We start from the raw sequence: 24,338 nt of genomic DNA on the forward strand, positions 1-24,338 counted from the left end.
TAAGGTTTTACGTGGAATCTTGTCCGTTGGTAATCGGCTTCGCCTTCACCTCTACCTCTACCATGACGCCACCGAGCCATCGCTGCGCGGGTCGGCGCCGCCCTCCAGCGTACCGTCGGCATGCCGCAGGATCGCACCGGCATGGCCCATGGTCTCGTCGTAGGAACGCAGCATCTCGACCTCGTGCCCACGCGCCCGCAGGGCCTCGGCCGTGGCCGCGTCGAAGCGCGATTCCAGCTTCAGGGTGTCCGACGACTGGCCCCAGGTACGGCCGAGCAGCCAGCGGGGCGCGTCCACCGCGGCCTGGGGATTCATGCCGAAGTGCACGACGCGGGTGAAGACGGCGCTTTGCGACTGCGGCTGGCCGTCGCCGCCCATGTTGCCGTAGACCAGCGTGCGGCCGTCGGCCAGGTGGGCCATGGCCGGATTCAGCGTGTGGAAGGGCTTGCGGCCGGGCATGAGCGGATTGCGCGAACGCGGGTCGAGCGAGAAGCTGCATCCGCGGTTCTGCCAGTTGATGCCGGATCCGGACAGCACGACGCCGCTGCCGAACTCGTGATAAATGCTCTGGATGAAGCTGACCGCGACACCCTCGGCATCGACCGCGCCCATCCATATCGTGTCGGCCGGCCCCTTGCCCTGGCCCCAGGGGACGGCCTGTTGCGTGGAGATCCGGGCGGCCATGGCGTCCAGCTCCCGGGGGGCCAGCAGCGACTGCGGATCGACGTCCATGTGCGCCGGGTCGGTGATGTGGGCGTCGCGCACGCCGAAGGCCAGCTTGGTCGCCTCGACGCAAAGATGGACGTAGTCGGCGCCGGCGGGGTCCAGGTCCCGGGGCAGGCGGCGGTCCAACAGCCCCAGGATCAACAGCGACACCAGGCCCTGGGTGGGCGGTGGCACGTTGTAGACCTTGCCGAGGCTGTGTTCCAGCACCAGCGCCGTCTTCCAGACGGGCTGGTGCGCGGCCAGGTCGGCCGCGGCCAGCGGGCTGCCGACGTTGGCCAGGTCGCGGGCGATGGTCTCGGCCAGCGCGCCCCGGTAGAAATCGTCCAGGCCGCTGCGCGCCAGGTGTTCCAGGGTATCGGCCAGTCGGGGTTGGCGGAACGGCGAACCCGTGGCCGGCGCCTGCCCGCCGGGAAGAAAGGTGTCGGCGAATCCGGGAATGGACGACAGCTCCTCGCGCTTGGCCTGGGTGCAGGCGGCCTGGCTGGCGGTGACCGGCATGCCGCGGCGGGCATAGTCGATGGCATCGGCCAGCAGGCGCGACAGCGGCAGGCGGCCGCCGAGTTCGCGGCGCGACCATTCATGGGCGGCGTTCCAGCCCGACACCGTGCCGGCCACGGTATTGGCCGCCAGGCCGCCGCGGAACGGGATCGTGTTCAGGCCGCGGTCGCGGTACGAGGCGATGTCCGCGGCGGCGGCTGCCGCGCCGCAGGCTTCCAGCGCCAGCGGCGGCTGGCCCGGGCGGCTGATCAGCCAGAATCCGTCCCCGCCCATGCTGTTCATGTGCGGATATACCACCGCGATGGTGGCGGCCGCCGCGATCATCGCTTCGACGGCATTGCCGCCTTCGCGCATGACGGCCAGCGCGCTTTGCGAGGCCAGTGCGTGCGGAGCGACGGCCATGGCGCGGCTGCCGCGTACGGGATTGGGGCTGAACGAGAGCGACATCGACGCATTCCCTGAACTGTGGAAAGCGTGATTGTGGCCCAGACCGGGCGTGCGCGGAGCATTTTCCCGGGGCGCGCAGGGCAGGGGGGCCGGCCGGAGTATGCTTGGCCGGGACGAGTCCCGAAAAGAACGCAAGCCTGTAAGGGAATTCCAGGGGCACCCGGCCCCACACCTATAATGTGCCGCCCTGCCGCGTAGGCGCGCGGGCGGCAATTGGGATATAAACACGCCCATGCCGGCCGCGGCCATGCGAGGCCGTACGAATTCAAGGACATCCGTGAGTGATCTGCTAGACCGCCGCCTGGCGTTGCTGGACCAGCCCGCGCATCGCGCCGTGCTGGCCCGCAGGCTTCATGGCATAGAACGAGAAAGCCTGCGCGTCGACCCCCGGGGACACCTGGCGATGACCCCGCATCCGGCCGCCCTGGGCGCCGCGCTGACGCACCCCAGCATTACCACGGACTATTCGGAAGCCCTGATCGAGCTGATCACGGGCACCCATGCCAGCCACGAGTCGCTGCTGGGCGAACTGCGCGACATCCACCGTTTCGTCTATGGCGAGCTGGACGGCGAACTGCTGTGGAGCCAGTCCATGCCGTGCGGACTGCCGCCCGAGAAGGACATTCCCATCGCGTGGTTCGGGACGTCCAACATCGGCATGCTCAAGCACGTGTACCGGCGCGGCCTGGCCTATCGCTACGGCAAGGCCATGCAGTGCATCGCCGGCATCCACTTCAATTTCTCGTTCTCAGAGGAACTCTGGCCGCTGCTGGCCGACGCCGGCGAACCCGCCGGCATCTCGGACAAGGACCGCCAGTCGGCCCGCTACGTCGGGCTGATACGCAACTTCAACCGCTACAGCTGGCTGCTGATGTACCTGTTTGGCGCCTCGCCCGCGCTGGCGGTCGATTTCCTGCAGGGCCGGCCGCACCGGCTCGAGCAACTGGACGCGCAGACGCTGTACCTGCCCCACGCCACCAGCCTGCGCATGAGCGACCTGGGCTACCAGAACAAGGCCCAGGCCGGCCTGAAGCCCTGCTACAACGACCTGTCGACCTATGTCGCGCGCCTGTACGAAGCGGTCAGCACGCCCTGGCCCGAGTACGAGAAGATCGGCACGGTGCGCGACGGCGAATGGGTGCAGCTGAACACCAACATCCTGCAGATCGAGAACGAATACTATTCGAGCATCCGGCCCAAGCGCGTCGCCCGCAGCGGCGAGCGGCCCCTGCGCGCGCTGGCCGAACGCGGCGTGCAGTACGTCGAGGTGCGCTGCATGGACATCGATCCGTTCCTGCCCGTGGGCATGGACGAAACGACCAGCCGCTTCCTGGATGCCTTCCTGCTGTATTGCACGCTGCAGGAAAGCCCGCTGTTCGGCGACGGCGGACATTGCCGGCTTAGCGCCAACAATTTCCTGACCGTGGTCAAGCAGGGCCGCCAGCCTGGCCTGACCCTGAACCGCGACGGCAAGGAAATCGGCCTGCGCGCATGGGCCGACGAACTGCTCGATCGCATCGCGGCCTGTGCCGACCTGCTCGATCGGGTCCATGGCGAAACCGGCTATGCCGCCTCGGTGGCGGCGCAGCGCGCCAAGGTCGAGGCGCCCGAACAAACGCCGTCGGCCCGCGTGCTCGAGGCCCTGCGTGCCAGCGGGATGACGTTCCAGGCCTTCATGCTGGAAACCAGCCGCCAGCATGCGGAGCACTTCCGCGCCCAGCCCTGCACCGGCGAGCAACTGGCCGGTTTCCGCGCGCTGGCCGACCGCTCCCTGGCCGAGCAGCGCGAACTGGAACGCGTGCAGACCGGCGACTTCGGCGAATTCGTGGCGGCCTACCAGGCCGGCCTGCTGGGCAAGTAGGCCGGGGCCGGCCCGGTTTGGTGGTAGGCTTGACGACGGTTTTTCCTCGCCAGGCCGCGTTTCCATGCAAATCGTCTTCACCGTACTGATGCTGCTGCTGGCAGTGGCGATGTCGGGGGTGGTGTCCAGGCTTTCTCCGATACGGTTGCCGCTGCCCCTGTTCCAGATCGCCATCGGCGCGCTGTTGGCGGCGCCGGCCTTCGGTCTGAAGGTGAGGTTCGATCCCGAGCTGTTCCTGCTGCTGTTCATCCCGCCGCTGCTGTTCGTCGATGGCTGGCGCATTCCCAAGCGCCAGCTGTACCAGTTGCGGGGCCCCATTCTCGCCCTGGCGCTGGGCCTGGTGATCTTCACCGTGGTCGGCGTGGGCTACTTCATCCACTGGCTGATACCCGCGATCTCGCTACCCGTGGCCTTCGCGCTGGGCGCGGTGTTGTCCCCCACCGACGCGGTGGCGGTATCGGCCATCGTCGGCAAGAACAGGCTTCCCACCAAGCTGCAGCACGTGCTGGAAGGCGAAAGCCTGATGAACGATGCCTCGGGCCTGGTGGCCTTCAAGTTCGCGATCGCGGCGATCCTGACCGGCTCGTTTTCGCTGTGGCAGGCCAGCCTGAGTTTTCTCGTCATCGCCCTGGGCGGCCTGGCCGTGGGCGGCGCCCTGGCATGGCTGCTGAGCCTGGGCCGCAGGATGGTGGCGCGCTGGACCGACGACGAGCCGGCCATCCAGGTCGTGCTGCTGATGTTGACGCCGTTCGCGGCCTACCTGGTGGCCGAGCATTTCGGCGTGTCCGGCATCCTGTCCGCCGTCGCGGCGGGCATCGCCATGACCTATACCGAATCCGGGCAGGGGTCGTCGGCCATGCGGCTGCAAAGCAACAGCGTCTGGTCCATGCTGGAATTCGTGTTCAACGGCATGACCTTCATCCTGTTGGGGCTGCAACTGCCCAGCGTCATCGGGCTGGCGCACGCCGACGCGAGAGAGGCGGGCAACGTGCCGGTCTGGCACCTGTTCGCCTATGTGGTGGCGATCACGGTGGCGCTGATCGCGCTGCGTTTCCTGTGGGTGTGGGTCACCTACCATCTGAAGAGCTTTCGCATGCTGTTGCAGGGCTCGCCGGTGCGCCGGGTCAACGCCTGGGTGATCCTGACGACATCGCTGTCCGGGGTGCGCGGCTCGATCACGATGGCGGGCGTGCTGACGGTGCCGCTGGAAATCTCCGCCGGCGTGCCGTTTCCCGGCCGCGACCTGCTGATCTTCCTGGCGACGGGCGTGATCCTGTGCTCGCTGCTGCTGGGCAGTTCCTTGCTGCCGCTGGTGCTGCCCAGGGTTCCGACACCGGTCGAGACCATGAAGGAAAAGGAAGAACGCGAAGCGCGGCTGCACCTGGCGCAGGCCGCGCAAACCGGCCTGGAGCAGGCACAGGTCCGCATGGACAGGGAACTGACCGACGACGACGCGAAGGCCATGCTGGCCGACATCGCCGCCATGCTGGCCCAGATCTACCGCAACCGCATCGATGCCGAGAGCGACACGGCCGAGATCGCGCTGCGGGCCAACCAGCATCGCAATTTCGAACGCGACCTGCGCATGGCCGCGATCTACGCCCAGCGCACCGAGCTGTACCGGCTGCGCGATGCGCGCCTGATCGACGACGACGTGTTCGCCGTGCTGCTGCGCGACGTGGACATGGCCGAGAACTGGCTGTCCGGGACGCTGGTCAGCAAGCACTGAGCGGCGGCAGGCCCTACAGCATCGGCGAAAACAGCCGCGCCGACGCGTCGAACAGGCGGCGGACGAAGGGCGATGGCCTGTCCTTGGGGACACGGGCCGCGTGGCGCAGGTCGAGTTCGAACTGCCGGCCCAGCTGGCGGGCCATGTCCTCGCCGTAGACCAGGGCGGTGACCTCGAAATTGAGTTCGAAGCTGCGGTTGTCGAAGTTGGCCGTGCCGATGAACGAATAGGTATCGTCCACCACCAGGGTCTTGGAATGCAGCATCCGGTCCCGGTATTCCCATACCTTGACGCCTGCTTCCAGCAATTCGTCGAAATACGAACGCGAGGCCGCGGTCACCACTAGCGAGTCGCTGCGCCGGGGGACCAGCAGGCGCACGTCCAGGCCCTTGTGCGCGGCGTTCGTCAGGCTTAGCAGCGCCGCTTCACTGGGAACGAAGTAGGCCGTGGTCAGCCACACGCGTTCGGTTGCCGCGTTGATGGCGGCGACCAGCGCGCGGTGGATGGATTGGCGGGGGTCCATGGGGCCGGACGTCAGGATCTGCAACTGATGCGGTCCTCCCGGCACCTCGGGCAGCAGCGCGTCAAGCTCACAGTCGTCGGCGCGCTGGCCGGTGGTGTAGGCCCAGTCCTCCAGGAATACCATCTGCAGCCAGCGCACGGCTCCGCCTTCCACACGCAGGTGCACGTCATGATAGGCGTCCGGGCGCACGCGTTCGTCCTCGTCGTCCGTCACGTTCAGTCCGCCGGTGAAGCCGACCTTGCCGTCGCAGATCAGGATCTTGCGATGATTGCGATAGTTGGTGACGGGCCGCCAGCGGCGGCCGATGCGGACGTCGTGGAAAAAACCGACCTGGGCGCCGGCCTCGCGCAGCGGCGCCAGGAAGCGCCGTCCCAGGCGCTCGGAGCCGAGCGCGTCGACCAGCAGGCGCACCGTCACGCCCTGGCGCGCCTTCTCGATCAGCAGGTCGCGTATCGCGGTGCCGATGCGGTCGGGCTTGAAGATGTAGAACTCGAGGTGGACATGGTGGCGCGCTTCGGTGATGGCCTCCATGAAGGCGCCGTAGGTCTGTCCGCCTCCCACCAGCAGTTGCACGTCGGTGGCCGAGGACAAGGGGATGTCGCTGGTGGAGCGGGCCAGCGCCGCCATGCGGGCCACTGGCAGCGGTGTGTCGTGGTCATGTTCGCGCAGCAGCGCGCGCTCGGTCTGGCTGGCGATCAGCAGGCGGCTGCGCAGCCTTTTCAGGCGCCGCCGCTTCAGGCGCTGCGGACCGAAGAAGTAGTAGACGGCATAGCCCACGTAGGGCAGCAGCGCCAGCACCAGTATCCACAGCACGGTGGACAGCGGTGGACGTTTCTGCAGCACGATCCACACCGTGACGCTGGCGATGTACAGGGCCCAACCCACGGACCATGCATTGATCAGGTGATGGTGCAGGTCGGCTTGGGCCATGGCGCGAGGGCTACAGGGGGATGGTGTGCTGTTTGTGGCGCACCTTGGCTTCCAGGTAGCGGCGGTTGTTCGGGTTCAGGTAGACCCCGGTGGGAATGATGCTCTCGATGTCGATGCCGTGTTCTTCGAGCTGGCTGGCCTTGTCGGGATTGTTGGTCAGCAGCCGGATGCGCGCCACGCCAAGCGCCTGGAGCATCTGCGCCGCGGGCTCGAAGCTGCGCGCGTCCTCGGGCAGGTTCAGGTGCCGGTTGGCCTCGAACGTGTCCAGGCCCTTCTTCTGCAGGGCGTAGGCCGACAGCTTGGCATACAGCCCGATGCCGCGCCCCTCCTGCCGCAGGTACAGCAGGATCCCGCCCTCGCGCGAGAAGCACGACAGCGCCTCGTGCAACTGCGGGCCGCAATCGCACAGCTGCGATCCGAACACGTCGCCCGTCAGGCATTCCGAATGCACGCGCACCAGCGGCGGCATGCCGCCCGGCTTGAGCTGCGGGAACACGATGGCCACGTGTTCCTCCGTGATCCCGTTGAAAGTGATGAATTCCGGCGGAATCCCCCCCTCTTCAAGGGGAACGACAACCCGGTTCTTGATGGTCACCATACCGTTACTGTATTCCATGACATGCGCCTTGCCCCGAGACATCGTCCGAGGACCCAGGATGCGGTGGATCCGGCTTTGCCGGTCCACCCGCATCGCCCCCTGGGGGGCGCGCGTAAGCGCGTAGGGGGGATCAGATGCTCATCCAGAGGATGATGATCGCTCCAAGGGCAATACGATACCAGCCGAACACGCGGTACGAATGATTGGCGACGAAGCGCATCAACGCCCGCACCACCACCAGCGCGGCCGCGAAGGCCGCCAGGAAGCCGATGCCGATGGCGGTGACGTCGTTGCTGGTCAGCGATTCGTGGTTCTTCCAGGCGTCGAAGACCGAGGCGGCCAGCATCGTGGGCATGGCCAGGAAGAACGAGAACTCGGTGGCGGTGGTGCGCTTGAGGCCGGCGGCCATGCCGCCGATGATGGTGGCGCCCGAGCGCGAAGTGCCGGGGATCATGGCCAGGCATTGGGCCAGGCCCACCATCAGCGCCTGGAATCCGGTGATCTCGCTGATGTTCTGGGTCTTGACCTCGCCCTGGGGCTTGCGCTCGACGAACAGGATGATGAAGCCGCCGATGATCAGGGTCGTCGCGACCACCCCGGGGGTGAACAGCACCGTCTTGATCTCTTTCAGAAAGGTCACGCCGATGATGGCGGCGGGCAGGAAGGCGATGATGATGTTGCGGGCGAACTTCAGCGAGAACTTGTCGCCGGTCAGGATGCCGGCCAGGATGTGGGCGACCTTCTCGCGGAAGATCCAGATGACCGCCAGAATGGCGCCGAACTGGATGACGACTTCGAATACCTTGGCATCTCCGGAGAAGAAATGGATCCAGTCTCCCACCAGGATCAGGTGGCCGGTGCTGGAGACCGGCAGGAACTCGGTCAGGCCCTCGATGATGCCGAGGAAGAAAGCTTTGATCAGGTACAGCGTGTTTTCGGTCATGAGTGTCGGCGTCCGCGGGCGGACGAGATGGATGGGCGCGGGTGGCGGCTGGGGAGCCGGGAACGGCCGGGGCCGGTCCGGCGGGGCCCCCGCGAGGCCGGTGCCATTGTAGAACCGGCGGCGGGATGGCCAGGCGGGAGGTGTTTCAGCCCCTTGCTTCCTTGAGCGGTTCCAGCAGGGACAGGAGCTGGGGGAAGACCTTGGGCGTGGCGGCGGCGACCTCGCCGCTCTGCATCCAGCCCTGTTCGCCGTCGAAATCGCCGATCAGGCCGCCCGCTTCGAGGATCAGCAGGCTGCCCGCGGCCAGGTCCCAGGGCTTCAGGCCGCAGCCGTAGTAGCCGTCGAGCCGGCCGGCGGCGACGTTGGCCAGGTCCAGCACCGACGACCCCTGGCGGCGCACGCCCGAGGTGGTGGCCGAGATCTGGCCGAAGGTCTTGGTCCACAGGGCCAGCCGCTTGCCGCTGGGGTCCGGGGCGAAGCTCGTGCCGATCAGGGTCTCGGGCATGCGCGTGCGGCGCGAGACGCGGATGCGCCGGTCGTTCAGGAAGGCCCCGGCGCCGCGGGTGGCGGTGAACAGCTCGTTGCGCGACGGATCGAAGATGCAGGCCTGGGTGACCTGGCCGCGCTGCATCAGCGCGATCGAGACCGCGTAGACCGGCATGCCATGGATGAAGTTGGTCGTGCCGTCCAGCGGATCGATGATCCAGAGGTTTTCCTGCTGGCCGTTGGCATCGGCGGCGCCCAGGGCTTCGCCGGACTCTTCGGCTAGAATTCCGTGGTCGGGGTAGGCCGTCTTCAAAATCTCAACAATGGCCGCTTCCGCAGCTTTGTCGACTTCGGTGACGAAATCGCCCGGTCCCTTCTGAGACACCTTGACCAGATCCAGGTCCAGGCTGGCGCGATTGATGATGGCGCCGGCGCGCCTGGCCGCCTTGACGGCGGTGTTGAGCATGGGATGCATAAGAGAGCCGATAAGGGCTGGGAATTGGTGAAACCCCTCTAGTTTAAAGGACACATGCTTTCCCGAGTCAGTTTCGTCATGGTCGAACCCAGCCACCCCGGAAATGTGGGGTCCGCGGCACGGGCGATCAAGACCATGGGGTTCGCCCGCCTGGTGCTGGTCAACCCGAGAATTCCCGATACGCCGGCCCATCCGGACGCGATCGCGCTGGCCAGCGGCGCCATCGACGTGCTGGCGGCCGCGCGCGTCTGCGGCACCCTGGAGGAGGCCCTGGCCCCCGTGACCATGGCGTTCGCGATGACCGCCCGCCACCGCGACCTCGGTCCGCCGGCCTGCGACATGCGCCAGGCCGCCGAGCTGGTGCGCGAGCACCTGGCCGGCAGCCCGGACGGGCAGGGCGAGGTCCAGGCGGCGGTCGTCCTGGGCACCGAGCGCTCGGGCCTGACCAACGAGCAGGTCGGCATGTGCCACCGGATCTGCCATATCCCGGCCAATCCCGAATATTCGTCGCTGAATGTGGCGCAGGCGCTGCAACTGGCCGCCTACGAGCTGCGCTACGCGCTGCTGGGGGCCGAGGCGCTGGCGGTGGCCGGCCCGCGTGCCGAGCCGGCCTCGGGCGAGGCGGTCGAGGCGCTGCTGGCCCACTGGGAGCAGGCGCTGATCGCGGTTGGCTACCTGGATCCCAGGCATCCCAAGAAGCTGATGCCGCGTATGCGTCACCTTTTCGCCCGCTCCGGCCTGAGCCGCGAGGAAACCGACCTGTTGCGGGGGGTATGCACCGCAATGATCGCGCAATCCCGAAAGATTTCCCATGGCAGTTCTTAAGATTCCCGCCGCCTATATGCGTGGGGGAACCAGCAAGGGCGTGTTCTTCAATGCCCGGGACCTGCCCCGCGACCCCGAGCAGCGCGACCGCGTGCTGCTGCGGGTGCTGGGCAGCCCCGATCCGTATTCCCGCCAGACCGACGGCATGGGCGGAGCCAGTCCGTCCACCAGCAAGGTCGTGGTGGTGGATGCCTCCAGCCGCGACGATTGCGACGTGGAATACCGCTGCGGGCAGGTCGCCATCGACCGTCCGGTCATCGACTGGTCCACCAACGGCGGCAGCCTGGCGGTGGCCGTGGGGCCGTATGCCATCCAGCAGGGGCTGGTGCCGGCCCGCGAGGGCACGACGGTGGTGCGCATCTGGCAGCCGCATCCCGGGCGGTGGCTGGCGGCCCATGTCGAGGTCCGCGGCGGGGAAGTGCTGGAAGACGGCATTTTCACCGAGGACGGCGTGCCGTTTCCCGCCGCCGAGGTGCGGCTGGACTTCCTCGACGATGGCGCTGCCAGCCTGCTCCCCACGGGGCGGGTGCAGGACGTGCTGGACGTCGAGGGCATGGCGCCGTTGCCGGTCAGCCTGGTCCGGACCGACGAGGCGGCCATTTTCGCGCGCGCCTCGGACCTCGGGCTCCATGGCCGCGAGAAGCCCGACACCTTCAATCGCGACGCCAAGACGCTGGCCCGGCTCGAGTCTGTGCGGATCGCGGGGGCGGTGGCCATGGGTCTGATGTCCCGCGCACGCGCCGAGAAACCGGGCGCGGCGCTGCCCAGACTGGTCTGGGTGGCGCCGCCCATGTCGTACAAGAGCGCGGGAGGCGGCGATGTGTCGCGCGACAGCATCGACGTGCTGGCGCGGAGCATCGCGGAAGGGCGCATGCAGCGCGGCTTCGGGACCCGCAGCGCGATTTCGCTGGCGGTGGCGGCGGCCGTGCCCGGATCGGTGGTATCGCAGGTGGCGCGTACGCTGCCCGGCGTGGCGACCCGGATCGGCCATGCCAGCGGCGTGCAGGCCGCCTGGGCGACCGTGGTCAGCAACGGGAACGGCTGGGGACTGGAGCGGGCCACCGTGTCCCGCACGGCACGCTGCCTGATGAGCGGCTGGGTGCACGTACCCGCCGGCCCGGGCCGCCTGTTCTAAGGTCCGAGGCGCAGGCGCGCGCTCCGGTTTCAGTCGTCCAGCGCGATGTCGTGGTAGACCGGGCCGTCCTGGTCGATCGCCAGCCAGCCGCCGCGCGGATCGGCCGCATCGTCCAGGTCCCAGTCCTGCAATACCCAGCGCTCGCAGCGCCGGCCGTTCATCTCGAACACCTGCCGGCCCGGCCGGTGGGTGTGGCCGTGGATCATGCGGGTGACGTCGTGGGCGCGCAGCGCGGCTTCCACCGCCTGCTGGTTCACGTCCATGATGTCGGCCGCCTTGCGGCTCTTCTCGGCCATGCTGCGCTCGCGCATCTGGCGCGCGATGGCCTGGCGGGCCGCCAGCGGCTGGGCCAGGAACTGCGCCTGCCATTGCGGGTTGCGCACCATGGCGCGGAACTGCTGGTATTCGACATCGTCGGTGCAGAAGGCATCGCCGTGCGACAGCAGGAACTCGCCGCCGTCGGTGCGCAGCACGGCCGGCTCGGGCAGCAGGCGGGTGCCGGTGGCTTCGGCCAGGCGCTTGCCCATCAGGAAGTCGCGGTTACCCAGCCCGAGGTGGACCGGAATCCGCGCGGACGCGGCCCGCAGTCCGTCCACGACCGCTTGCAGCCACGGCGCGGGGGTGTCGATCTCGTCGTCGCCCACCCAGGCGTCGAAGATGTCGCCGGGCAGCAGCAAGGCACAGGCGCTGTCCGCCGCCGCCTGCAGGAAGGCCAGGAAGGCCTCGCGCGTGGCGGGCCCGTCGGGGCCCAGGTGCATGTCGGAGGCCAGCCAGACGGGGCCGGAGAACGTCAGGACGGAATGGGAAGCGGATGTCCCGGGAAGAGGGGAGCCGGTCACGGAAACTCTCGATGGGGCCGGGCCGGCTGCCGGCCGGTTCGGGAAGCGGGCGCTTCGCCACCGGCCCCGGCCCGTGGCGTTATTGGACGACTTCTGCCTTGGTGACGACGACGTCCTCGACGGGCACGTCCTGGTGGCCGGCGCGGCTGCCGGTCTTCACGCCTTTGATCTTCTCGACCACGTCGGTGCCTTCCACCACCTTGCCGAACACGGCATAGCCCCAGCCTTGCGGCGTGGGCGAGCTGAAGTTCAGGAAGTCATTGTTGGCGACGTTGATGAAGAATTGCGCCGAGGCCGAGTGCGGGGCGTTGGTGCGCGCCATCGCGACGGTGTAGCGGTCGTTCTTCAGGCCGTTGGCGGCTTCGTTCTCGATCGGGGCCTGGGTGGGCTTCTGCGACATGCCGGGCTCGAAACCGCCGCCCTGGATCATGAAGCCGTTGATGACACGGTGGAAGATCGTGTTGTCGTAGTGGCCGCCGTTGACGTAGGCGACGAAGTTCTCGACGGTCTTGGGGGCTTTTTCGCCGTCCAGTTCCAGGCCGATCAGGCCGTGGTTGGTGTGCAGGTTGACACGGGTAGTCATTTGTTCAGGACCTCAGCTTTTTGGATCACGATGGGTTGGAGCGGGACGCCTTCGTTCTGGCCCCGCGTGGCGGTGGGTACGGCCTTGATCTTGTCGACCACTTCCTTGCCCTGTACCACCTTGCCGAACACCGCGTAGCCCCAGCCTCGGGTCGTGGGCTCGCGGTAGTTCAGGAAGTCGTTGTCGGCGACGTTGATGAAGAACTGCGCCGAGGCCGAGTGCGGGTCGGGCGTACGGGCCATGCTCACGGTATAGGCGGCGTTTTTCAAGCCATTTGAGGCTTCGTTACGTATGCCGGGGCGCGTGGGTTTTTCCTTCATGTCGGCGGTCATGCCGCCGCCCTGGATCATGAAGCCGTTGATGACGCGGTGGAAGACCGTGCCGTCGTAGTGGCCCTCGCGCACGTATTGCAGGAAGTTGGCGACGGTGCCGGGAGCCCGGGCGTCGTCCAGTTCGAGCACGATGCGGCCCATGGAGGTCTGCAGCGCGACCTGCTGCGCGGCCAGGGCGGCCGGAGAGGCCAGGACGGCCGCCAGCGCCAGGCTGGAGAAAAGCAGTTTCATCGGGGTGTCCGGGGTGGAGGTTCGGAGGATGTCGGCGCGTCTAGCAGTTTGCGGGTCTCGCTTGCCTTCTGGCCCGCGCCGGCGTCGCGCGGATTCAGCTTGGTGGCCGTGCCGTACGAGCGCGCCGCCAGCATGATATACAAATCGCCCAGGTTCTCGCGCGCGACGGCGTAGTTCGGGTCGGTGCGAATGGCCATTTCCAGGGCCACCTTGGCCTGGTCCAGCCGGCCGTCGGCCACTTCCAGCGCGGCCAGGTTGTTCCAGGGCTCGGGCAGTTCGGGGAAGCGTTCGGTCATGTCGCGGTAAATCGCCTTGGCCTCGTCGCGGCGTCCCAGCTGGCTGAGCGCGCGGCCCTTCAGGAAGAGCAACTGGGCATTGGTGGCGTCGGGCGATTTCTGCTTGTCGGCGGCCAGGCGGTCATCGACCTCGGCCAGGGTCTCGGCGGCCTTGCCCTCGTCCAGCTGGCGCTCCAGCCGCTGCGCCAGGGCGCGGCTGGACTCGGGCAGGCTGGTGTCGACGCCGGGCTTGAGGGCCTCGAGCAGATTGCTGAGCCACGGGATGGCCTGGTCGTCATCGGAGGAGGGCGCCAGCACCGGCGGCGTGGCCGTGGTGGTCTGGGCGGGAAGCGGGGCGGGCGCCAGCGCGGCGCCCAGCGCCAGCACGCCCGCCAGGGCCGCCGCCCGGCCCGCGCCCCGGCGCAGGCGGGGGAAAGGTACGTGGTTCGTGGTCAAACGATTCTGCCCGCAGATGAGGAGCGGCCAGGGCCGCTCCGTCCAGTTGATATAATCGCCATTCTAATAGCCCAAAGCGCAACGCGCCCTGTACCCCCTACGCTCGACCCAGGGCACAGTGGATCCGGCTCCGCCGGTCCACCAGTGCCGCCCCCTCGAGGGGGCGCGCGAAGCGTGTAGGGGGTGGTCCCCCCCATGCTCCATATCTACAATACGCTCGCTCGTGCCAAGCAACCTTTCCAGCCGGTGGACCCGGGGCGCGTGCGCATGTATGTCTGCGGCATGACGGTGTATGACTACTGCCATCTCGGCCACGCGCGGATGCTGGTCAGCTTCGACGTGGTGCAGCGCTGGCTGCGAGCCAGCGGCTACCAGGTCACCTACGTCCGCAATATTACCGACATCGACGACAAGATCATCCGCAAGGCGGTCGAGACCGGCAAGCGCATTTCCGAGGTCACCGGCTTCTTCATCGATGCCATGCACGAGGACGAGAAGGCGTTGGGCGTGCAGCCGCCGGACTTCGAGCCGCGCGCCACCGAACACGTGGGCAAGATGCTGGAGATCGTGCGCCTGCTCGAGGACAAGGGCCTGGCCTACCGGGCCGAGGACGGCGACGTGAATTACGCGGTGCGCCAGTTTCCCGGCTACGGCAAGCTTTCCGGCAAGTCGCTGGACGACCTGCGGGCCGGCGAACGGGTGCAGGTCGACACCTCCAAGCGCGATCCGCTGGACTTCGTGCTGTGGAAGTCCGCCAAGCCCACCGAACCTCCGGAGTCCCGCTGGGAATCCGAGTACGGGCCGGGGCGCCCGGGCTGGCACATCGAATGCTCGGCCATGAGCCGCGAATTGCTGGGCATGCCGCTCGACATCCACGGCGGCGGCCCCGACCTGAAGTTTCCCCATCACGAGAACGAGATCGCGCAGAGCGAGGGCGCCTATGGCGGCACGCTGGCCAACGCCTGGATGCACTGCGGTCCGCTCATGGTCGATGCCGAGAAGATGTCCAAGTCGCTGGGCAACTTTTTCACCGTGCGCGATACGCTCAAGCATTACGACGCCGAGGTGGTGCGCTTTTTCGTCGTCCGCAGCCACTACCGCAGTCCCCAGAACTATGCCGCCGACAACCTGGCCGATGCCCGGGCCGCGCTGACCCGGCTCTATACCGCGCTGGGCAATGCCGAGCCCGATGCGCGGGGCGCCGACTGGGATGACGCGTCCGGGCAGGCCTTCCGCGCCGCCATGGACGACGATTTCAATACCCCCGAAGCCATCGCCGTGCTGTTCGACCTGGCCGCCGAGGTCAACAAGACCGCTTCGCCCCGTGCCGCCGGCCAGCTCAAGGCCCTGGGCGGCCTGCTGGGCCTGCTGCAACAGGAGCCGCGCGCCTTCCTGCAGGGCACGACGGCCGACCAGGACGGCGGCGCCGCGGACATCGAGGCCCGTATCGCCCAGCGCGCGCAGGCCAAGAAGGACAAGGATTTCGCGGCCGCCGACCGCATCCGCGCCGAACTGCTGGCCGATGGCATCGTCCTCGAGGACAAGCCGGGCGGCGTCACCGTATGGCGTCGAGCCTGAGTGCCGCGAACCGCTGAACACCAGATGTTGAACATGAAGCTCCATGCCACGGCCGAGCCGGGCGGGTCCGTGCCCGCCGCCTCTTTCGCCGGCACCGACAAGCCCCCGTACTGGGACGCCGCGGTCGCGCACCTGCTCAAGCGCGACCGTATCCTGAAAAAACTGATCCCCCAGCATCCCGAGGTCCACCTGGCCACCCAGGGCGAGCCTTTCCTGACGCTGGCCCGCGCCATCATCGGCCAGCAGATCTCGACCAAGGCCGCCGATGCCGCCTGGGAGCGCTGCATGGCCGCCTGCGGCCGCCGCGTTACCCCCGGGGTGGTGGGCAAGCTGGGCCTGGCCGGCCTGCGCGAGGCCGGCCTGTCGCAGCGCAAGGCCGAATACCTGCTGGACCTGGCCGTGCATTTCCAGCAGCGCCTGGTGCATCCCGACCTGTGGACCGAGATGGACGACGAGGCGGTCATCGCCGAATTGACCGCGATTCGTGGCATCGGTCGCTGGACAGCGGATATGTTCCTGATCTTTAATCTGCGGCGGCCGGATATTCTGCCGCTGGACGACCCGGGGCTGCTGCGCGCCATTTCGCTGCACTATTTCAGCGGCGAACCCGTGTCGCGTTTCGAGGCCAGGGAAGTGGCCCAGGCCTGGAAGCCGTGGTGCACGGTGGCAACGTGGTATCTCTGGAAAAGCTTGCCCCCCCCTACGCGCTGACGCGCGCCCCCCGGGGGGCGATGCGGGTGGACCGGCGGAGCCGGATCCACCGCATCCTGGGTCTGCACCGGGCGGGTGGGGGTTTTGGAGTGATTGAGTTGGTGATGAACGACGTTGGACGCCTGGGGCGTTCACTGCCCCATGGGAGGGCCTGATGCGCAACGCATTTCTTGAATTCGAACAACCGCTGGCCGAGCTCGAGGGCAAGATCGAGGAACTGCGCTTCGTGCAGGCCGATTCCGCCGTCGACATCTCCGAGGAGATCAGCCGGCTGCAGCAGAAAAGCCAGGCGCTGGCCAAGGACATCTATTCCAAGCTGACGCCGTGGCAGACCGCCCTGGTGGCGCGTCATCCGCAGCGTCCCTATACGCTGGACTACGTGCGGGACATCTTCACCGATTTCCATGAACTGCACGGCGACCGCATGTTCGCCGACGACCGTTCCATCGTGGGCGGCATGGCGCGGTTCAACGGCATGCCCTGCATGATCATCGGCCACCAGAAGGGCCGGGACACGAAAGAGCGCGCGGCGCGCAACTTCGGCATGCCGCGGCCCGAGGGCTATCGCAAGGCCCTGCGGCTGATGCGCCTGGCCGAGAAATTCGGCCTGCCGGTCTTCACCTTCGTCGACACCCCGGGCGCCTATCCCGGCATCGACGCCGAAGCCCGCGGGCAGTCCGAGGCCATCGGCCACAACCTGTATGCGATGGCCGAGCTGCAGGTTCCCATCATCACCACCATCATCGGCGAAGGCGGCTCGGGCGGGGCGCTGGCCATCGCGGTGGCCGATTGCGTGCTGATGCTGCAATACGCCACCTACTCGGTCATCTCGCCCGAAGGCTGCGCGTCCATCCTGTGGCGCAGCCAGGAAAAGGCCTCCGAGGCCGCCGAGGTGCTGGGCATCACGGCGCATCGCCTGAAGGCCCTGGGCCTGATCGACAAGATCGTCAGCGAACCCGTCGGCGGCGCCCATCGCGACCCCAAGCACATGGCCCAGTTGCTGCGGCGCGCCCTGTCCGACGCGCTGCGCCAGTTCCAGGGCGTCAAGGCGGGCGATCTGGTCACCACGCGTCTCGAGCGGGTCATGGCCTATGGCCGCTTCAAGGAAACCGTCCAGTCCTGACGCCGGCGCGGACGTAGCGGCCCTGCACGCGTCCGAGCTGCTGGACCGGGCGCTGGATGCCATGCCCCCGGTGGCGGAGCGGTTCGCCGTCGCCTTGAGCGCCGGCCCGGACTCGGCAGCGCTGACCGTGAAGGCCGCCGAGTGGGCCGCGCGGCGGGGCGTGGCAATGCGGCTGTTCCATGTCCACCACGGCCTGCATCCCGACGCGGATGCCTGGACCGGCCTGGCGGCCGATCTGGCGGGCCGCCTGGGCCTGCCGCTGGACGTGCGCCGGGTGCGAGTGGATCCCGCCGATCCCGCCGGCACCGAGGCCGCGGCGCGCGACGCCCGCTACCGTGCCCTGGCCGCCATGGCGGCCGAAACCGGCATCGACACCATCCTGCTTGCCCACCACCTGGACGACCAGGCCGAGACCGTGCTGCTGCGGCTGCTGCGGGGCGCGGGCACCGACGGCATGGGGGCGATGGCGGGTGAAACGCGCAAGGATGGGATTCGTTACCTTCGTCCCTGGCTCGCGGTGCCCAGAAGTCGGATACTTGCGTTCATGCACGCCTATTCGGCGCGCACCGGTTTCGAGGCTGTCCGGGATCCCAGCAACCTCGATGCCCGCTACGCCCGGGGCATCCTGCGCGCGGAAATCCTGCCCGCCATCGAGCGCCACTGGCCGGGGTACCGCGCGACCCTGGACCGCTACGCGCGCCGGTCCGCCGAGACGGCGGCCTTGCTGCGGGAGGTGGCGCAGTCCGACCTGGACGCGATCCAGGAGCCGCGCCCTCCCTACGGCAGCGCGCTGCGCCTGTCGGGGCTGAACCGGCTGGCGCCCGCGCGCAGGGCGATGGTGCTGCGGCTCTGGCTGGCCGGCCACGACATGGCCGCGCCGTCGGAGGCCCGCTTGCGGGAAATGGCCAGGCAATTGCAGGACGCGGCGCACGACAGGCAACTGTTGCTGCGCCATGGCGACAGGCAGGTGCGCCGTTATCGGGATCATGTCATCGTGGACAGCAGGGAGAATGCGCCGCCGGTGGTACAGGCGGCCGGTGTCGAATTCAAGTGGGCCGGCGAATCCGCCATCCGGCTCGAGGCCATGGGCGGCACGCTGGTGTTCGCCGTCGAGGCGTCGGGCATCGCCCCGGACTGGCTGCGCAACACGGCCTTGATCATGCGCTGGCGCCGGGGCCGCGAGCGGCTGAAGGTGACGGCCCAGAGCCCCAGCCGCAGCCTGAAGAACCTCTATCAGGAACGGGGTATCCCCACCTGGGAGCGCGAACGCCTGCCGCTGCTCTACCGTGGCGAAATCATGGCCTATGCCGCCGGGCTGGGCGCCGATGCGCGGCTGCCGCAGGCGTCGCCGGGCATACGCCTGGAATGGGTGCCCGACCACCCCGGCGCCACCGTGACGTCCTGACCGCCAAGGCCCGGCATTCCGGGGCCATCGGCCCGAATCCCGCCGTTTTGCGGAATTGCCGCAGCTGGGCTACCATTTATGGTTAGCCTTTTCTCTGGTGAAACAGGCTTTGCCGGCCATCTGGCCGGCCACCCCCCAGGCAGTCCAGGCTCAAGCATGCGTTAAGCGACACAAGATAATGGCACTAATCGTTCACAAGTATGGCGGTACGTCGATGGGCTCGGTCGAGCGCATCAAGAACGTGGCACGGCGCGTGGCCAAATGGCACGCCTCCGGGCACCAGATCGTGGTGGTTCCCTCGGCCATGTCGGGCGAGACCAACCGGCTCATCGGCCTGGCCAAGGAAATCCAGGAACAGCCCGATCCGCGCGAACTCGACATGATCGCCTCCACGGGCGAGCAGGTCAGCGTGGGGCTCCTGGCCATGGCGTTGAAGGCGCAGGGCGTGGACGCCCGCAGCTATGCCGGCTGGCAGGTTCCGGTGCGCACCGATTCCGCCTATACCAAGGCCCGCATCTCCTCGATCGACGATACCCGCGTCCGCGCCGACCTCGATGCCGGCCGCGTGGTCATCGTCACCGGGTTCCAGGGCGTGGACGACGCCGGCAACATCACCACCCTGGGCCGGGGCGGCTCGGACACGTCGGCCGTGGCCGTCGCGGCCGCGCTCAAGGCCGCGGAATGCCTGATCTACACCGATGTCGACGGCGTCTACACGACCGATCCGCGCGTCGTGCCCGAAGCCCGGCGCCTGAACGTCGTTTCCTTCGAGGAAATGCTGGAGATGGCCTCGCTGGGCTCCAAGGTCCTGCAGATCCGCTCGGTCGAGTTCGCCGGCAAGTACCGCGTGCCTACCCGCGTGCTGTCGTCGCTGACCGATCCGATGATTTCGCCCGACGAAGAAATGAAGTCGGGCACCCTGATTACTTTTGAGGAAGACGAGAAAATGGAAGCCGCCGTTGTATCCGGCATCGCATTCAGCCGGGACGAAGCCAAGATCACGGTCGTGGCCGTGCCGGACAAGCCCGGCATCGCCTTCTCCATCCTGGGCCCGATCGCCGATGCCAACATCGACGTCGACATGATCGTCCAGAACCAGTCCGTTGCCGGCACCACCGACTTCTCCTTCACCGTCAACCGCGGCGAGTTCAAGAAGGCGCTGGACGTCCTGAACGGCAAGGTTGTCCAGGCCATCGGCGCGCGCGAAGTCGTGTCCGACGACAAGGTCTGCAAGGTCTCCATCGTCGGTATCGGCATGCGTTCGCACGCCGGCATCGCCAGCCTGATGTTCCGGACCCTGTCGGAAGAGGGCATCAACATCCAGATGATCAGCACCAGCGAGATCAAGACCTCGGTGGTCATCGAGGACAAGTACATGGAACTGGCCGTGCGTGCGTTGCACAAGGCGTTCGGCCTGGACCAGGGCGCCGCGCAGTAGTCTGATCGCGCCGCCGCGGGGCACCCGGTGCCAGGGGAAAACTGCAAATTTTTCGGCCGCCGGCGGCTGGATCCCCCCTCGGACCGTGGTACACTGCCGGCTCTTTCGGAAGCGTGCCCGAGTGGCCGAAGGGGCTCCCCTGCTAAGGGAGTATGCGGCTAAAACTGCATCGTGGGTTCGAATCCCACCGCTTCCGCCAGATTTGCCGAAAAACCCCTTGAGAAATCAAGGGGTTTTTTGTTTGGTGCCGGGGTTTCTCAACGGTTCCAGCATCTGGCGCATCCACGCCAGCGGGACCACTTCCGCGTACTTGCTCTGCATGTCGATCAGGTTGCTTGCGTGCTGCGCGGCGGAGCGGTCGGCCACGCACTCCTGCACCACGAAAGGCGGGAATGCGTTCTGCATGGCATCGACCACGCTGGCGCGCACGCAACCGCTGGTGGTGGCCCCGGCAACGATAAGGGCGTCGCATTGGCGGGCCGCAAGCAGCGCGGACAGCGGCGTGCCGAAGAAGGCGGAAGCCTGGGTCTTGCGCAGGACGAGATCGGTCGCGGGGTCGTAGTGCAGGCGTGGATCGATCTCGCAGGTGGGCGTACCCTGGATGAGCGTGTCGAGCGAGGTGCATTTCCTGCCCCATGCGCCCATGTCGCTCAGGTTGCGCTGGTAGCCGAGCAGCGTGAAGATGACCGTGCCCACGCCGCGCATGGCATCGATCAGCTCGTTGGTGGCAAGCACGGCCGCGCTACAGTCGGATGCCAGGGGGCTGAGCGCCGGCTCGGTGAAGCCGCGCTGGAAATCGATGATCAGCAGCGCGGGGCGGCGGCCGAATGACAGGGTGCCGTTGAAACCGCTGCGGATGTTGTCCTGGTCTAGCATGGAATGCCTTGTTGAGGGCGATATCGTTTATGGAACTGCGCAACCTTCGCTACTTCGTGGCCCTGGCCGAGGAACTGAGCTTTACCAAGGCCGCGCGGCGGCTGCACATCTCGCAGCCGCCGCTCAGCGTCCAGATCGCGCAGCTGGAAGAAGAGATCGGCGTTCCGCTCTTTACGCGTACCAGCCGCAGTGTGCAGCTCACCCCCGCGGGCGAGGTGTTCCTGAACGATACGCGATCGATCCTGGATCGCCTGAGCGTCGCATGCGACCGCGCGCGTTCCGTGGGCAGCGGCCTGGCGGGCCGCATCGACATCGGTTTGTCCGGCTCGCAGTTCCAGGGGCCGCTGCCCAGCCTGATCGCCAGGTACATGCAGTCGAATGCAGGCGTGTCGATCGTGCTGCATGAGTCTCGGCCCGCCGATCAACTGGACGAGCTGCGCCGGGGCGGCATCGATTTGAGCATCTCGCGTACGCCGGTCAACGATTCGGTGCTGCGCAGCCAGCTGCTGTTCAATGATCCCATCGTCGTGGCGCTGCCCGCGGGACATCGCCTTGCGGAAGAGGAACGCCTCAAGCTGTCGGACCTGTCGGCCGAGCCGTTCATCATGCTGCGCACGGAGTCGTCGGCCTTTGCCCGGCTGCTGTTCGACAGCTGCATCCAGGCGGGCTTCGCGCCCAGGGTCGTGCAATGGGTGCTGGAAGTGCCCGCCATCATGAGTCTCGTGGCGGCAGGCATAGGCGTGGGGTTCGTACCGCGCTCGGTTGCCTGCGCCCGCGACGATTGCGTGTACCGCACGCTCGAAGGCGGCATGCCGCGCTCGGGTGTGTACGTCGTACAGCGCTGCAATGAGACCAACCGCGTGGCGGAGGCGTTCGTGCGCATGCTGGAGGAGAGCGATCTGAGCCGGTGGCAGGACGGCAACTAGGACGTCCGCCGCGGGCCGGCATCAGGTTGCCTGGCATTTCGAATGCAGCGTCAGTACTTGCCGGACAGCAGCGAGCCGAAGCCGGGCACTCGGGTCTTGAGGCCGAGCGACTTGAGCATCATGTAGGCGGTGGACACCGCGGCCGAAACCACGGGCATGCCCACGCGGTCCTCTATGCCCTGGATGGAGGCAAGCGAAGGCATCTGCACGCAGGCCGAGGCCACGACGGCATCCGCGCCGGCCGTGTTCAGGCGCTTGGTGATCTCCAGGGGCGCCAGCGGATCGCGGCGGCCCACGTCCAGGTTGTCGGGAATCTCCAGCGAGATGCTGTCGACCACTTCTATGCCCTCGTGCGCCAGGTAGTCGATCACGAGCTGCGTCAGGGGCTTCATGTAGGGCGTCAGGATCGCCACGCGCTTGGCGCCGATGGCGTGCAGGCCGCCCACGAGAGCGCCCGCGCTGGTGACGATGGGGGCGGGGCCGCCGGCCTCGACCGTGCGCTCATGCAGGCGCTTTTCGGAGACGCGGTGATAGCCCAGGCCCATGCTCATGATGGCGACCAGGCAGGCATAGCCCATGACGTCGACCCGGGCGTCGGCCAATTCCATGGCGCAGCGGTCGGAGTCGCGATCCATGGCCGCCAGTTCTTCCTTGGTCACCTTCTGCATGCGCATGCGGCTCGAGTGGAAGGTGAACCGCTCGGGCTCGTGGTTCTGGCGAGCGGTCAGGATGGCGGGGATCTCGGTCTCCATCGTGGTGTTGGAGCTGGGGACGATCTGCCCGATGCGGTAGGTGGTGGTCATCTGCCTTACCTCGCTGGACGCCGCGTGTCCGCGGCGTTGGTTGGTCAATAGCGGCAGAAGATAGTCTGCGAACAAATACTTGGGCAAATATGTTTTTTGTTTCGATCTATTCTTTTTAAGAATAGATCGGCTTGCCTTCAGATCCCCATTTCCGCGAACACCTCCAGCATCACCCGCTGGCTGTCCAGTGCCGCGGGCACGCCGCAGTAGATGGCGGCCTGCAGGAAGACCTCGTTGATCTCTTCCTTGGTCAGGCCGTTGTTGATCGCGCCGCGCACGTGCAGCCGCAGCTCGTGCGGACGGTTCAGCGCCGTGATCATGGCCAGGTTCAGGAAGCTGCGGGTGCGGCGGTCCAGCCCCGGGCGATTCCAGACGTCGCCCCAGCAATGCTGCGTGACCAGTTGCTGCAGTTCCATGCGCAGCGGGTCTTCGGCGGCCTTGGCCAGCGAGGCGTCCACGTGTTCGCGGCCCAGCACCTCGCGGCGGGTGGCCAGGCCTCGCTCGAACAGGGATTCGTTGTAGCTGCCGCCAAGCGCGGTGCGGTCGGGTTGGGTCATGCTAGTCTCCTGGATCGGTACTGGGCGAGCATAACCCTTCCATCGGCCGCCGGTCAGTTCACCTGGGCACCGGTTTCCTTCACGACCTTGGCCCATTTGGCGAGTTCGTCGTGCAGGTATTGCCTGGCCTGCGGCAACGTGCCGCCCAGCGGCTCGAATCCCGTGGCGGCCAGCTTGGCCTGGAAGTCGGGGTCGCGCTGGATGCGCGCGACTTCGTCGTTCAGGCGCTGGAGCACCGCATCGGGCGTCTTGCCCGGCGCGAACACGCCTACCCAGGTGACATCGGCAAAACCGGGAAAGCCCGATTCCGCCACGGTGGGCACCTCGGGCAGCGCCGCCGAGCGCTTGCCGCCCGTCACGACCAGGCCGCGCACCTTGCCGGCCTTGACCAGTTCCACCGCCGCCGGCAGGGCCACGCTGGCGAGCTGGGTCTGTCCGGCCGCGGCCGCGGTCAGGGCGGGGCCGGCGCCCTGGTACGGGATGTGGGTGACGGGGGTGCGGGCCAGCACCTTGAACAGGTATTCGGCGGTCAGGTGCGGCGTGGTGCCGGCGCCGGCCGTGCCGTAGTTGTAGTCGCCGGACTTCGCCGCGGCGATGACCTCCTGCAGCGTCCTGGCCTTCAGGTTGGGCGCGGTCACGATCAGGTTGGGGCTCGAGGCCACCAGCGCCGCCAGCGTCAGGTCCTTCTCGGCATCGAAGCCGAGATTGCGCTGCATGGCGGGATTGACGGCATAGGAACTGGTGTTGATCAGCAGGGTGTAGCCGTCGGGATCGGCGCGCGCCACGGCGGCCGAAGCCACGGAGCCGCCGGCGCCCGGGCGGTTCTCCACCACGATGCTCTGGCCCAGGGCTTCGCCCAACCGATGTCCCAGCAGGCGGGCGATGATGTCGGCCGGGCCGGCGGGCGCGAACGCGACGACGAAGCGGATGGGCTTGGCGGGCCAGGCGGCCTCCGCCTGCGCCAGGGCGGGCCATGCCAGGCCGCAGGCGGCCAGTGCGGCCGCGGCGGTGCGTAGGGATGTCATGTTG

Annotated in this window: 23 protein-coding genes and 1 tRNA gene; 11 read left to right on the top strand and 13 right to left on the bottom strand. The window is 67.6% G+C overall.

The window, feature by feature from the left end:
* Positions 1-57: 57 nt before the first annotated feature.
* Positions 58-1,626 (bottom strand): gamma-glutamyltransferase family protein, encoded by a 1,569-nt coding sequence (locus EGT29_RS09670; protein ID WP_124692285.1) that lies wholly within the window; start codon positions 1,624-1,626, stop codon positions 58-60.
* A gap of 292 nt (positions 1,627-1,918) precedes the next feature.
* On the opposite strand from EGT29_RS09670, the gene gshA reads away from it, so the two are divergent.
* Together gshA and EGT29_RS09680 are read left to right on the top strand one after the other, a co-directional pair.
* Complete coding sequence (gene gshA / locus EGT29_RS09675) at positions 1,919-3,532, top strand: glutamate--cysteine ligase (protein WP_202865606.1); 1,614 nt, start codon at positions 1,919-1,921, stop codon at positions 3,530-3,532.
* 64 nt (positions 3,533-3,596) lie between these two features.
* Positions 3,597-5,261 (top strand): Na+/H+ antiporter, encoded by a 1,665-nt coding sequence (locus EGT29_RS09680; protein ID WP_124688826.1) that lies wholly within the window; start codon positions 3,597-3,599, stop codon positions 5,259-5,261.
* Positions 5,262-5,274: 13 nt separating this feature from the next.
* Here EGT29_RS09680 and cls read toward each other — a convergent pair whose 3' ends face one another.
* The 4 genes from cls to EGT29_RS09700 all read right to left on the bottom strand — a co-directional run bounded on the left by cls (position 5,275) and on the right by EGT29_RS09700 (position 9,216).
* Positions 5,275-6,714 carry a cardiolipin synthase gene (gene cls, locus EGT29_RS09685; RefSeq protein WP_124688827.1) on the bottom strand — a complete coding sequence of 480 codons (1,440 nt, stop codon included), beginning with the start codon at positions 6,712-6,714 and terminating at the stop codon, positions 5,275-5,277.
* 10 nt (positions 6,715-6,724) lie between these two features.
* Positions 6,725-7,312, bottom strand: coding sequence for a GTP cyclohydrolase II (gene ribA, locus EGT29_RS09690; protein WP_202865630.1), 588 nt, complete (start codon positions 7,310-7,312; stop codon positions 6,725-6,727).
* Positions 7,313-7,442: 130 nt separating this feature from the next.
* Positions 7,443-8,255, bottom strand: a complete 813-nt coding sequence (locus EGT29_RS09695; protein WP_124688829.1) for an undecaprenyl-diphosphate phosphatase — start codon at positions 8,253-8,255, stop codon at positions 7,443-7,445.
* 145 nt (positions 8,256-8,400) lie between these two features.
* Positions 8,401-9,216 carry an inositol monophosphatase family protein gene (locus EGT29_RS09700; protein WP_124688830.1) on the bottom strand — a complete coding sequence of 272 codons (816 nt, stop codon included), beginning with the start codon at positions 9,214-9,216 and terminating at the stop codon, positions 8,401-8,403.
* Between the two features lie 54 nt (positions 9,217-9,270).
* Between EGT29_RS09700 and EGT29_RS09705 the strand changes: the two genes are divergently transcribed.
* Together EGT29_RS09705 and EGT29_RS09710 are read left to right on the top strand one after the other, a co-directional pair.
* Complete coding sequence (locus tag EGT29_RS09705) at positions 9,271-10,041, top strand: RNA methyltransferase (RefSeq protein ID WP_124688831.1); 771 nt, start codon at positions 9,271-9,273, stop codon at positions 10,039-10,041.
* On the top strand, positions 10,028-11,176 hold the full coding sequence (locus EGT29_RS09710; RefSeq protein ID WP_124688832.1) for a PrpF domain-containing protein: 1,149 nt from the start codon (positions 10,028-10,030) through the stop codon (positions 11,174-11,176). Before EGT29_RS09705 ends, EGT29_RS09710 begins: the two co-directional genes overlap by 14 nt.
* Positions 11,177-11,205: 29 nt before the next feature.
* On the opposite strand, the gene EGT29_RS09715 is transcribed toward EGT29_RS09710, so the two are convergent.
* From EGT29_RS09715 to EGT29_RS09730, 4 genes are all read right to left on the bottom strand, one after another.
* Positions 11,206-11,970 (bottom strand): UDP-2,3-diacylglucosamine diphosphatase, encoded by a 765-nt coding sequence (locus tag EGT29_RS09715; RefSeq protein WP_255465729.1) that lies wholly within the window; start codon positions 11,968-11,970, stop codon positions 11,206-11,208.
* Between the two features lie 124 nt (positions 11,971-12,094).
* Positions 12,095-12,598, bottom strand: coding sequence for a peptidylprolyl isomerase (locus EGT29_RS09720; RefSeq protein WP_124688833.1), 504 nt, complete (start codon positions 12,596-12,598; stop codon positions 12,095-12,097).
* Positions 12,595-13,161, bottom strand: a complete 567-nt coding sequence (locus EGT29_RS09725) for a peptidylprolyl isomerase (protein ID WP_124688834.1) — start codon at positions 13,159-13,161, stop codon at positions 12,595-12,597. The genes EGT29_RS09720 and EGT29_RS09725 overlap by 4 nt, the downstream gene beginning before the upstream one ends.
* Entirely contained in the window at positions 13,158-13,892 is a 735-nt protein-coding gene (locus EGT29_RS09730) for a tetratricopeptide repeat protein (protein ID WP_161567756.1), read from the bottom strand. Before EGT29_RS09730 ends, EGT29_RS09725 begins: the two co-directional genes overlap by 4 nt.
* A 195-nt stretch (positions 13,893-14,087) precedes the next feature.
* On the opposite strand from EGT29_RS09730, the gene cysS reads away from it, so the two are divergent.
* The 6 genes from cysS (at position 14,088) to EGT29_RS09765 (ending at position 20,346) form a co-directional block, all read left to right on the top strand.
* Positions 14,088-15,470: a cysteine--tRNA ligase gene (cysS, locus tag EGT29_RS09740; RefSeq protein ID WP_124688837.1), complete on the top strand. Its 1,383-nt coding sequence runs from the start codon at positions 14,088-14,090 to the stop codon at positions 15,468-15,470.
* Positions 15,471-15,503: 33 nt separating this feature from the next.
* Positions 15,504-16,181, top strand: a complete 678-nt coding sequence (locus tag EGT29_RS09745) for a DNA-3-methyladenine glycosylase (RefSeq protein ID WP_124688838.1) — start codon at positions 15,504-15,506, stop codon at positions 16,179-16,181.
* Between the two features lie 154 nt (positions 16,182-16,335).
* Positions 16,336-17,304, top strand: coding sequence for an acetyl-CoA carboxylase carboxyltransferase subunit alpha (locus tag EGT29_RS09750; RefSeq protein ID WP_124688839.1), 969 nt, complete (start codon positions 16,336-16,338; stop codon positions 17,302-17,304).
* On the top strand, positions 17,273-18,709 hold the full coding sequence (gene tilS, locus EGT29_RS09755; protein ID WP_124688840.1) for a tRNA lysidine(34) synthetase TilS: 1,437 nt from the start codon (positions 17,273-17,275) through the stop codon (positions 18,707-18,709). Before EGT29_RS09750 ends, tilS begins: the two co-directional genes overlap by 32 nt.
* 178 nt (positions 18,710-18,887) lie before the next feature.
* Positions 18,888-20,147, top strand: a complete 1,260-nt coding sequence (locus tag EGT29_RS09760; RefSeq protein WP_124688841.1) for an aspartate kinase — start codon at positions 18,888-18,890, stop codon at positions 20,145-20,147.
* A 107-nt stretch (positions 20,148-20,254) separates the two neighbouring features.
* Positions 20,255-20,346, top strand: a tRNA-Ser gene (locus tag EGT29_RS09765).
* Positions 20,347-20,372: 26 nt separating this feature from the next.
* On the opposite strand, the gene EGT29_RS09770 is transcribed toward EGT29_RS09765, so the two are convergent.
* Positions 20,373-21,023, bottom strand: coding sequence for an isochorismatase family protein (locus tag EGT29_RS09770; protein ID WP_124688842.1), 651 nt, complete (start codon positions 21,021-21,023; stop codon positions 20,373-20,375).
* A 29-nt stretch (positions 21,024-21,052) separates the two neighbouring features.
* On the opposite strand from EGT29_RS09770, the gene EGT29_RS09775 reads away from it, so the two are divergent.
* Positions 21,053-21,949, top strand: coding sequence for a LysR substrate-binding domain-containing protein (locus tag EGT29_RS09775; RefSeq protein WP_124688843.1), 897 nt, complete (start codon positions 21,053-21,055; stop codon positions 21,947-21,949).
* A gap of 50 nt (positions 21,950-21,999) precedes the next feature.
* Here EGT29_RS09775 and EGT29_RS09780 read toward each other — a convergent pair whose 3' ends face one another.
* The 3 genes from EGT29_RS09780 to EGT29_RS09790 all read right to left on the bottom strand — a co-directional run bounded on the left by EGT29_RS09780 (position 22,000) and on the right by EGT29_RS09790 (position 24,334).
* Positions 22,000-22,752, bottom strand: a complete 753-nt coding sequence (locus EGT29_RS09780; protein WP_124688844.1) for an Asp/Glu racemase — start codon at positions 22,750-22,752, stop codon at positions 22,000-22,002.
* Between the two features lie 137 nt (positions 22,753-22,889).
* Positions 22,890-23,309, bottom strand: coding sequence for a carboxymuconolactone decarboxylase family protein (locus tag EGT29_RS09785; protein WP_124688845.1), 420 nt, complete (start codon positions 23,307-23,309; stop codon positions 22,890-22,892).
* Positions 23,310-23,362: 53 nt separating this feature from the next.
* Positions 23,363-24,334 (bottom strand): tripartite tricarboxylate transporter substrate-binding protein, encoded by a 972-nt coding sequence (locus EGT29_RS09790; RefSeq protein WP_124688846.1) that lies wholly within the window; start codon positions 24,332-24,334, stop codon positions 23,363-23,365.
* Between the last annotated feature and the right edge of the window lie 4 nt (positions 24,335-24,338).

Origin of the sequence: Pigmentiphaga sp. H8 (assembly GCF_003854895.1) — a bacterium.
GTDB lineage: Bacteria > Pseudomonadota > Gammaproteobacteria > Burkholderiales > Burkholderiaceae_B > Pigmentiphaga.

Coding starts and splice junctions, on each gene's coding strand:
- cysS (WP_124688837.1), top strand. CDS start 14,088: ATGCTCCATATCTACAATACGCTCGCTCGTGCCAAGCAACCTTTCCAG.
- EGT29_RS09745 (WP_124688838.1), top strand. CDS start 15,504: ATGAAGCTCCATGCCACGGCCGAGCCGGGCGGGTCCGTGCCCGCCGCC.
- gshA (WP_202865606.1), top strand. CDS start 1,919: ATGCGAGGCCGTACGAATTCAAGGACATCCGTGAGTGATCTGCTAGAC.
- cls (WP_124688827.1), bottom strand. CDS start 6,714: ATGGCCCAAGCCGACCTGCACCATCACCTGATCAATGCATGGTCCGTG.
- EGT29_RS09725 (WP_124688834.1), bottom strand. CDS start 13,161: ATGAAACTGCTTTTCTCCAGCCTGGCGCTGGCGGCCGTCCTGGCCTCT.
- EGT29_RS09785 (WP_124688845.1), bottom strand. CDS start 23,309: ATGACCCAACCCGACCGCACCGCGCTTGGCGGCAGCTACAACGAATCC.
- ribA (WP_202865630.1), bottom strand. CDS start 7,312: ATGGTGACCATCAAGAACCGGGTTGTCGTTCCCCTTGAAGAGGGGGGG.
- EGT29_RS09760 (WP_124688841.1), top strand. CDS start 18,888: ATGGCACTAATCGTTCACAAGTATGGCGGTACGTCGATGGGCTCGGTC.
- EGT29_RS09750 (WP_124688839.1), top strand. CDS start 16,336: ATGCGCAACGCATTTCTTGAATTCGAACAACCGCTGGCCGAGCTCGAG.
- EGT29_RS09710 (WP_124688832.1), top strand. CDS start 10,028: ATGGCAGTTCTTAAGATTCCCGCCGCCTATATGCGTGGGGGAACCAGC.
- EGT29_RS09770 (WP_124688842.1), bottom strand. CDS start 21,023: ATGCTAGACCAGGACAACATCCGCAGCGGTTTCAACGGCACCCTGTCA.
- EGT29_RS09780 (WP_124688844.1), bottom strand. CDS start 22,752: ATGACCACCACCTACCGCATCGGGCAGATCGTCCCCAGCTCCAACACC.
- EGT29_RS09680 (WP_124688826.1), top strand. CDS start 3,597: ATGCAAATCGTCTTCACCGTACTGATGCTGCTGCTGGCAGTGGCGATG.
- EGT29_RS09775 (WP_124688843.1), top strand. CDS start 21,053: ATGGAACTGCGCAACCTTCGCTACTTCGTGGCCCTGGCCGAGGAACTG.
- EGT29_RS09700 (WP_124688830.1), bottom strand. CDS start 9,216: ATGCATCCCATGCTCAACACCGCCGTCAAGGCGGCCAGGCGCGCCGGC.
- EGT29_RS09695 (WP_124688829.1), bottom strand. CDS start 8,255: ATGACCGAAAACACGCTGTACCTGATCAAAGCTTTCTTCCTCGGCATC.
- EGT29_RS09705 (WP_124688831.1), top strand. CDS start 9,271: ATGCTTTCCCGAGTCAGTTTCGTCATGGTCGAACCCAGCCACCCCGGA.
- EGT29_RS09790 (WP_124688846.1), bottom strand. CDS start 24,334: ATGACATCCCTACGCACCGCCGCGGCCGCACTGGCCGCCTGCGGCCTG.
- EGT29_RS09670 (WP_124692285.1), bottom strand. CDS start 1,626: ATGGCCGTCGCTCCGCACGCACTGGCCTCGCAAAGCGCGCTGGCCGTC.
- tilS (WP_124688840.1), top strand. CDS start 17,273: ATGGCCGCTTCAAGGAAACCGTCCAGTCCTGACGCCGGCGCGGACGTA.
- EGT29_RS09720 (WP_124688833.1), bottom strand. CDS start 12,598: ATGACTACCCGTGTCAACCTGCACACCAACCACGGCCTGATCGGCCTG.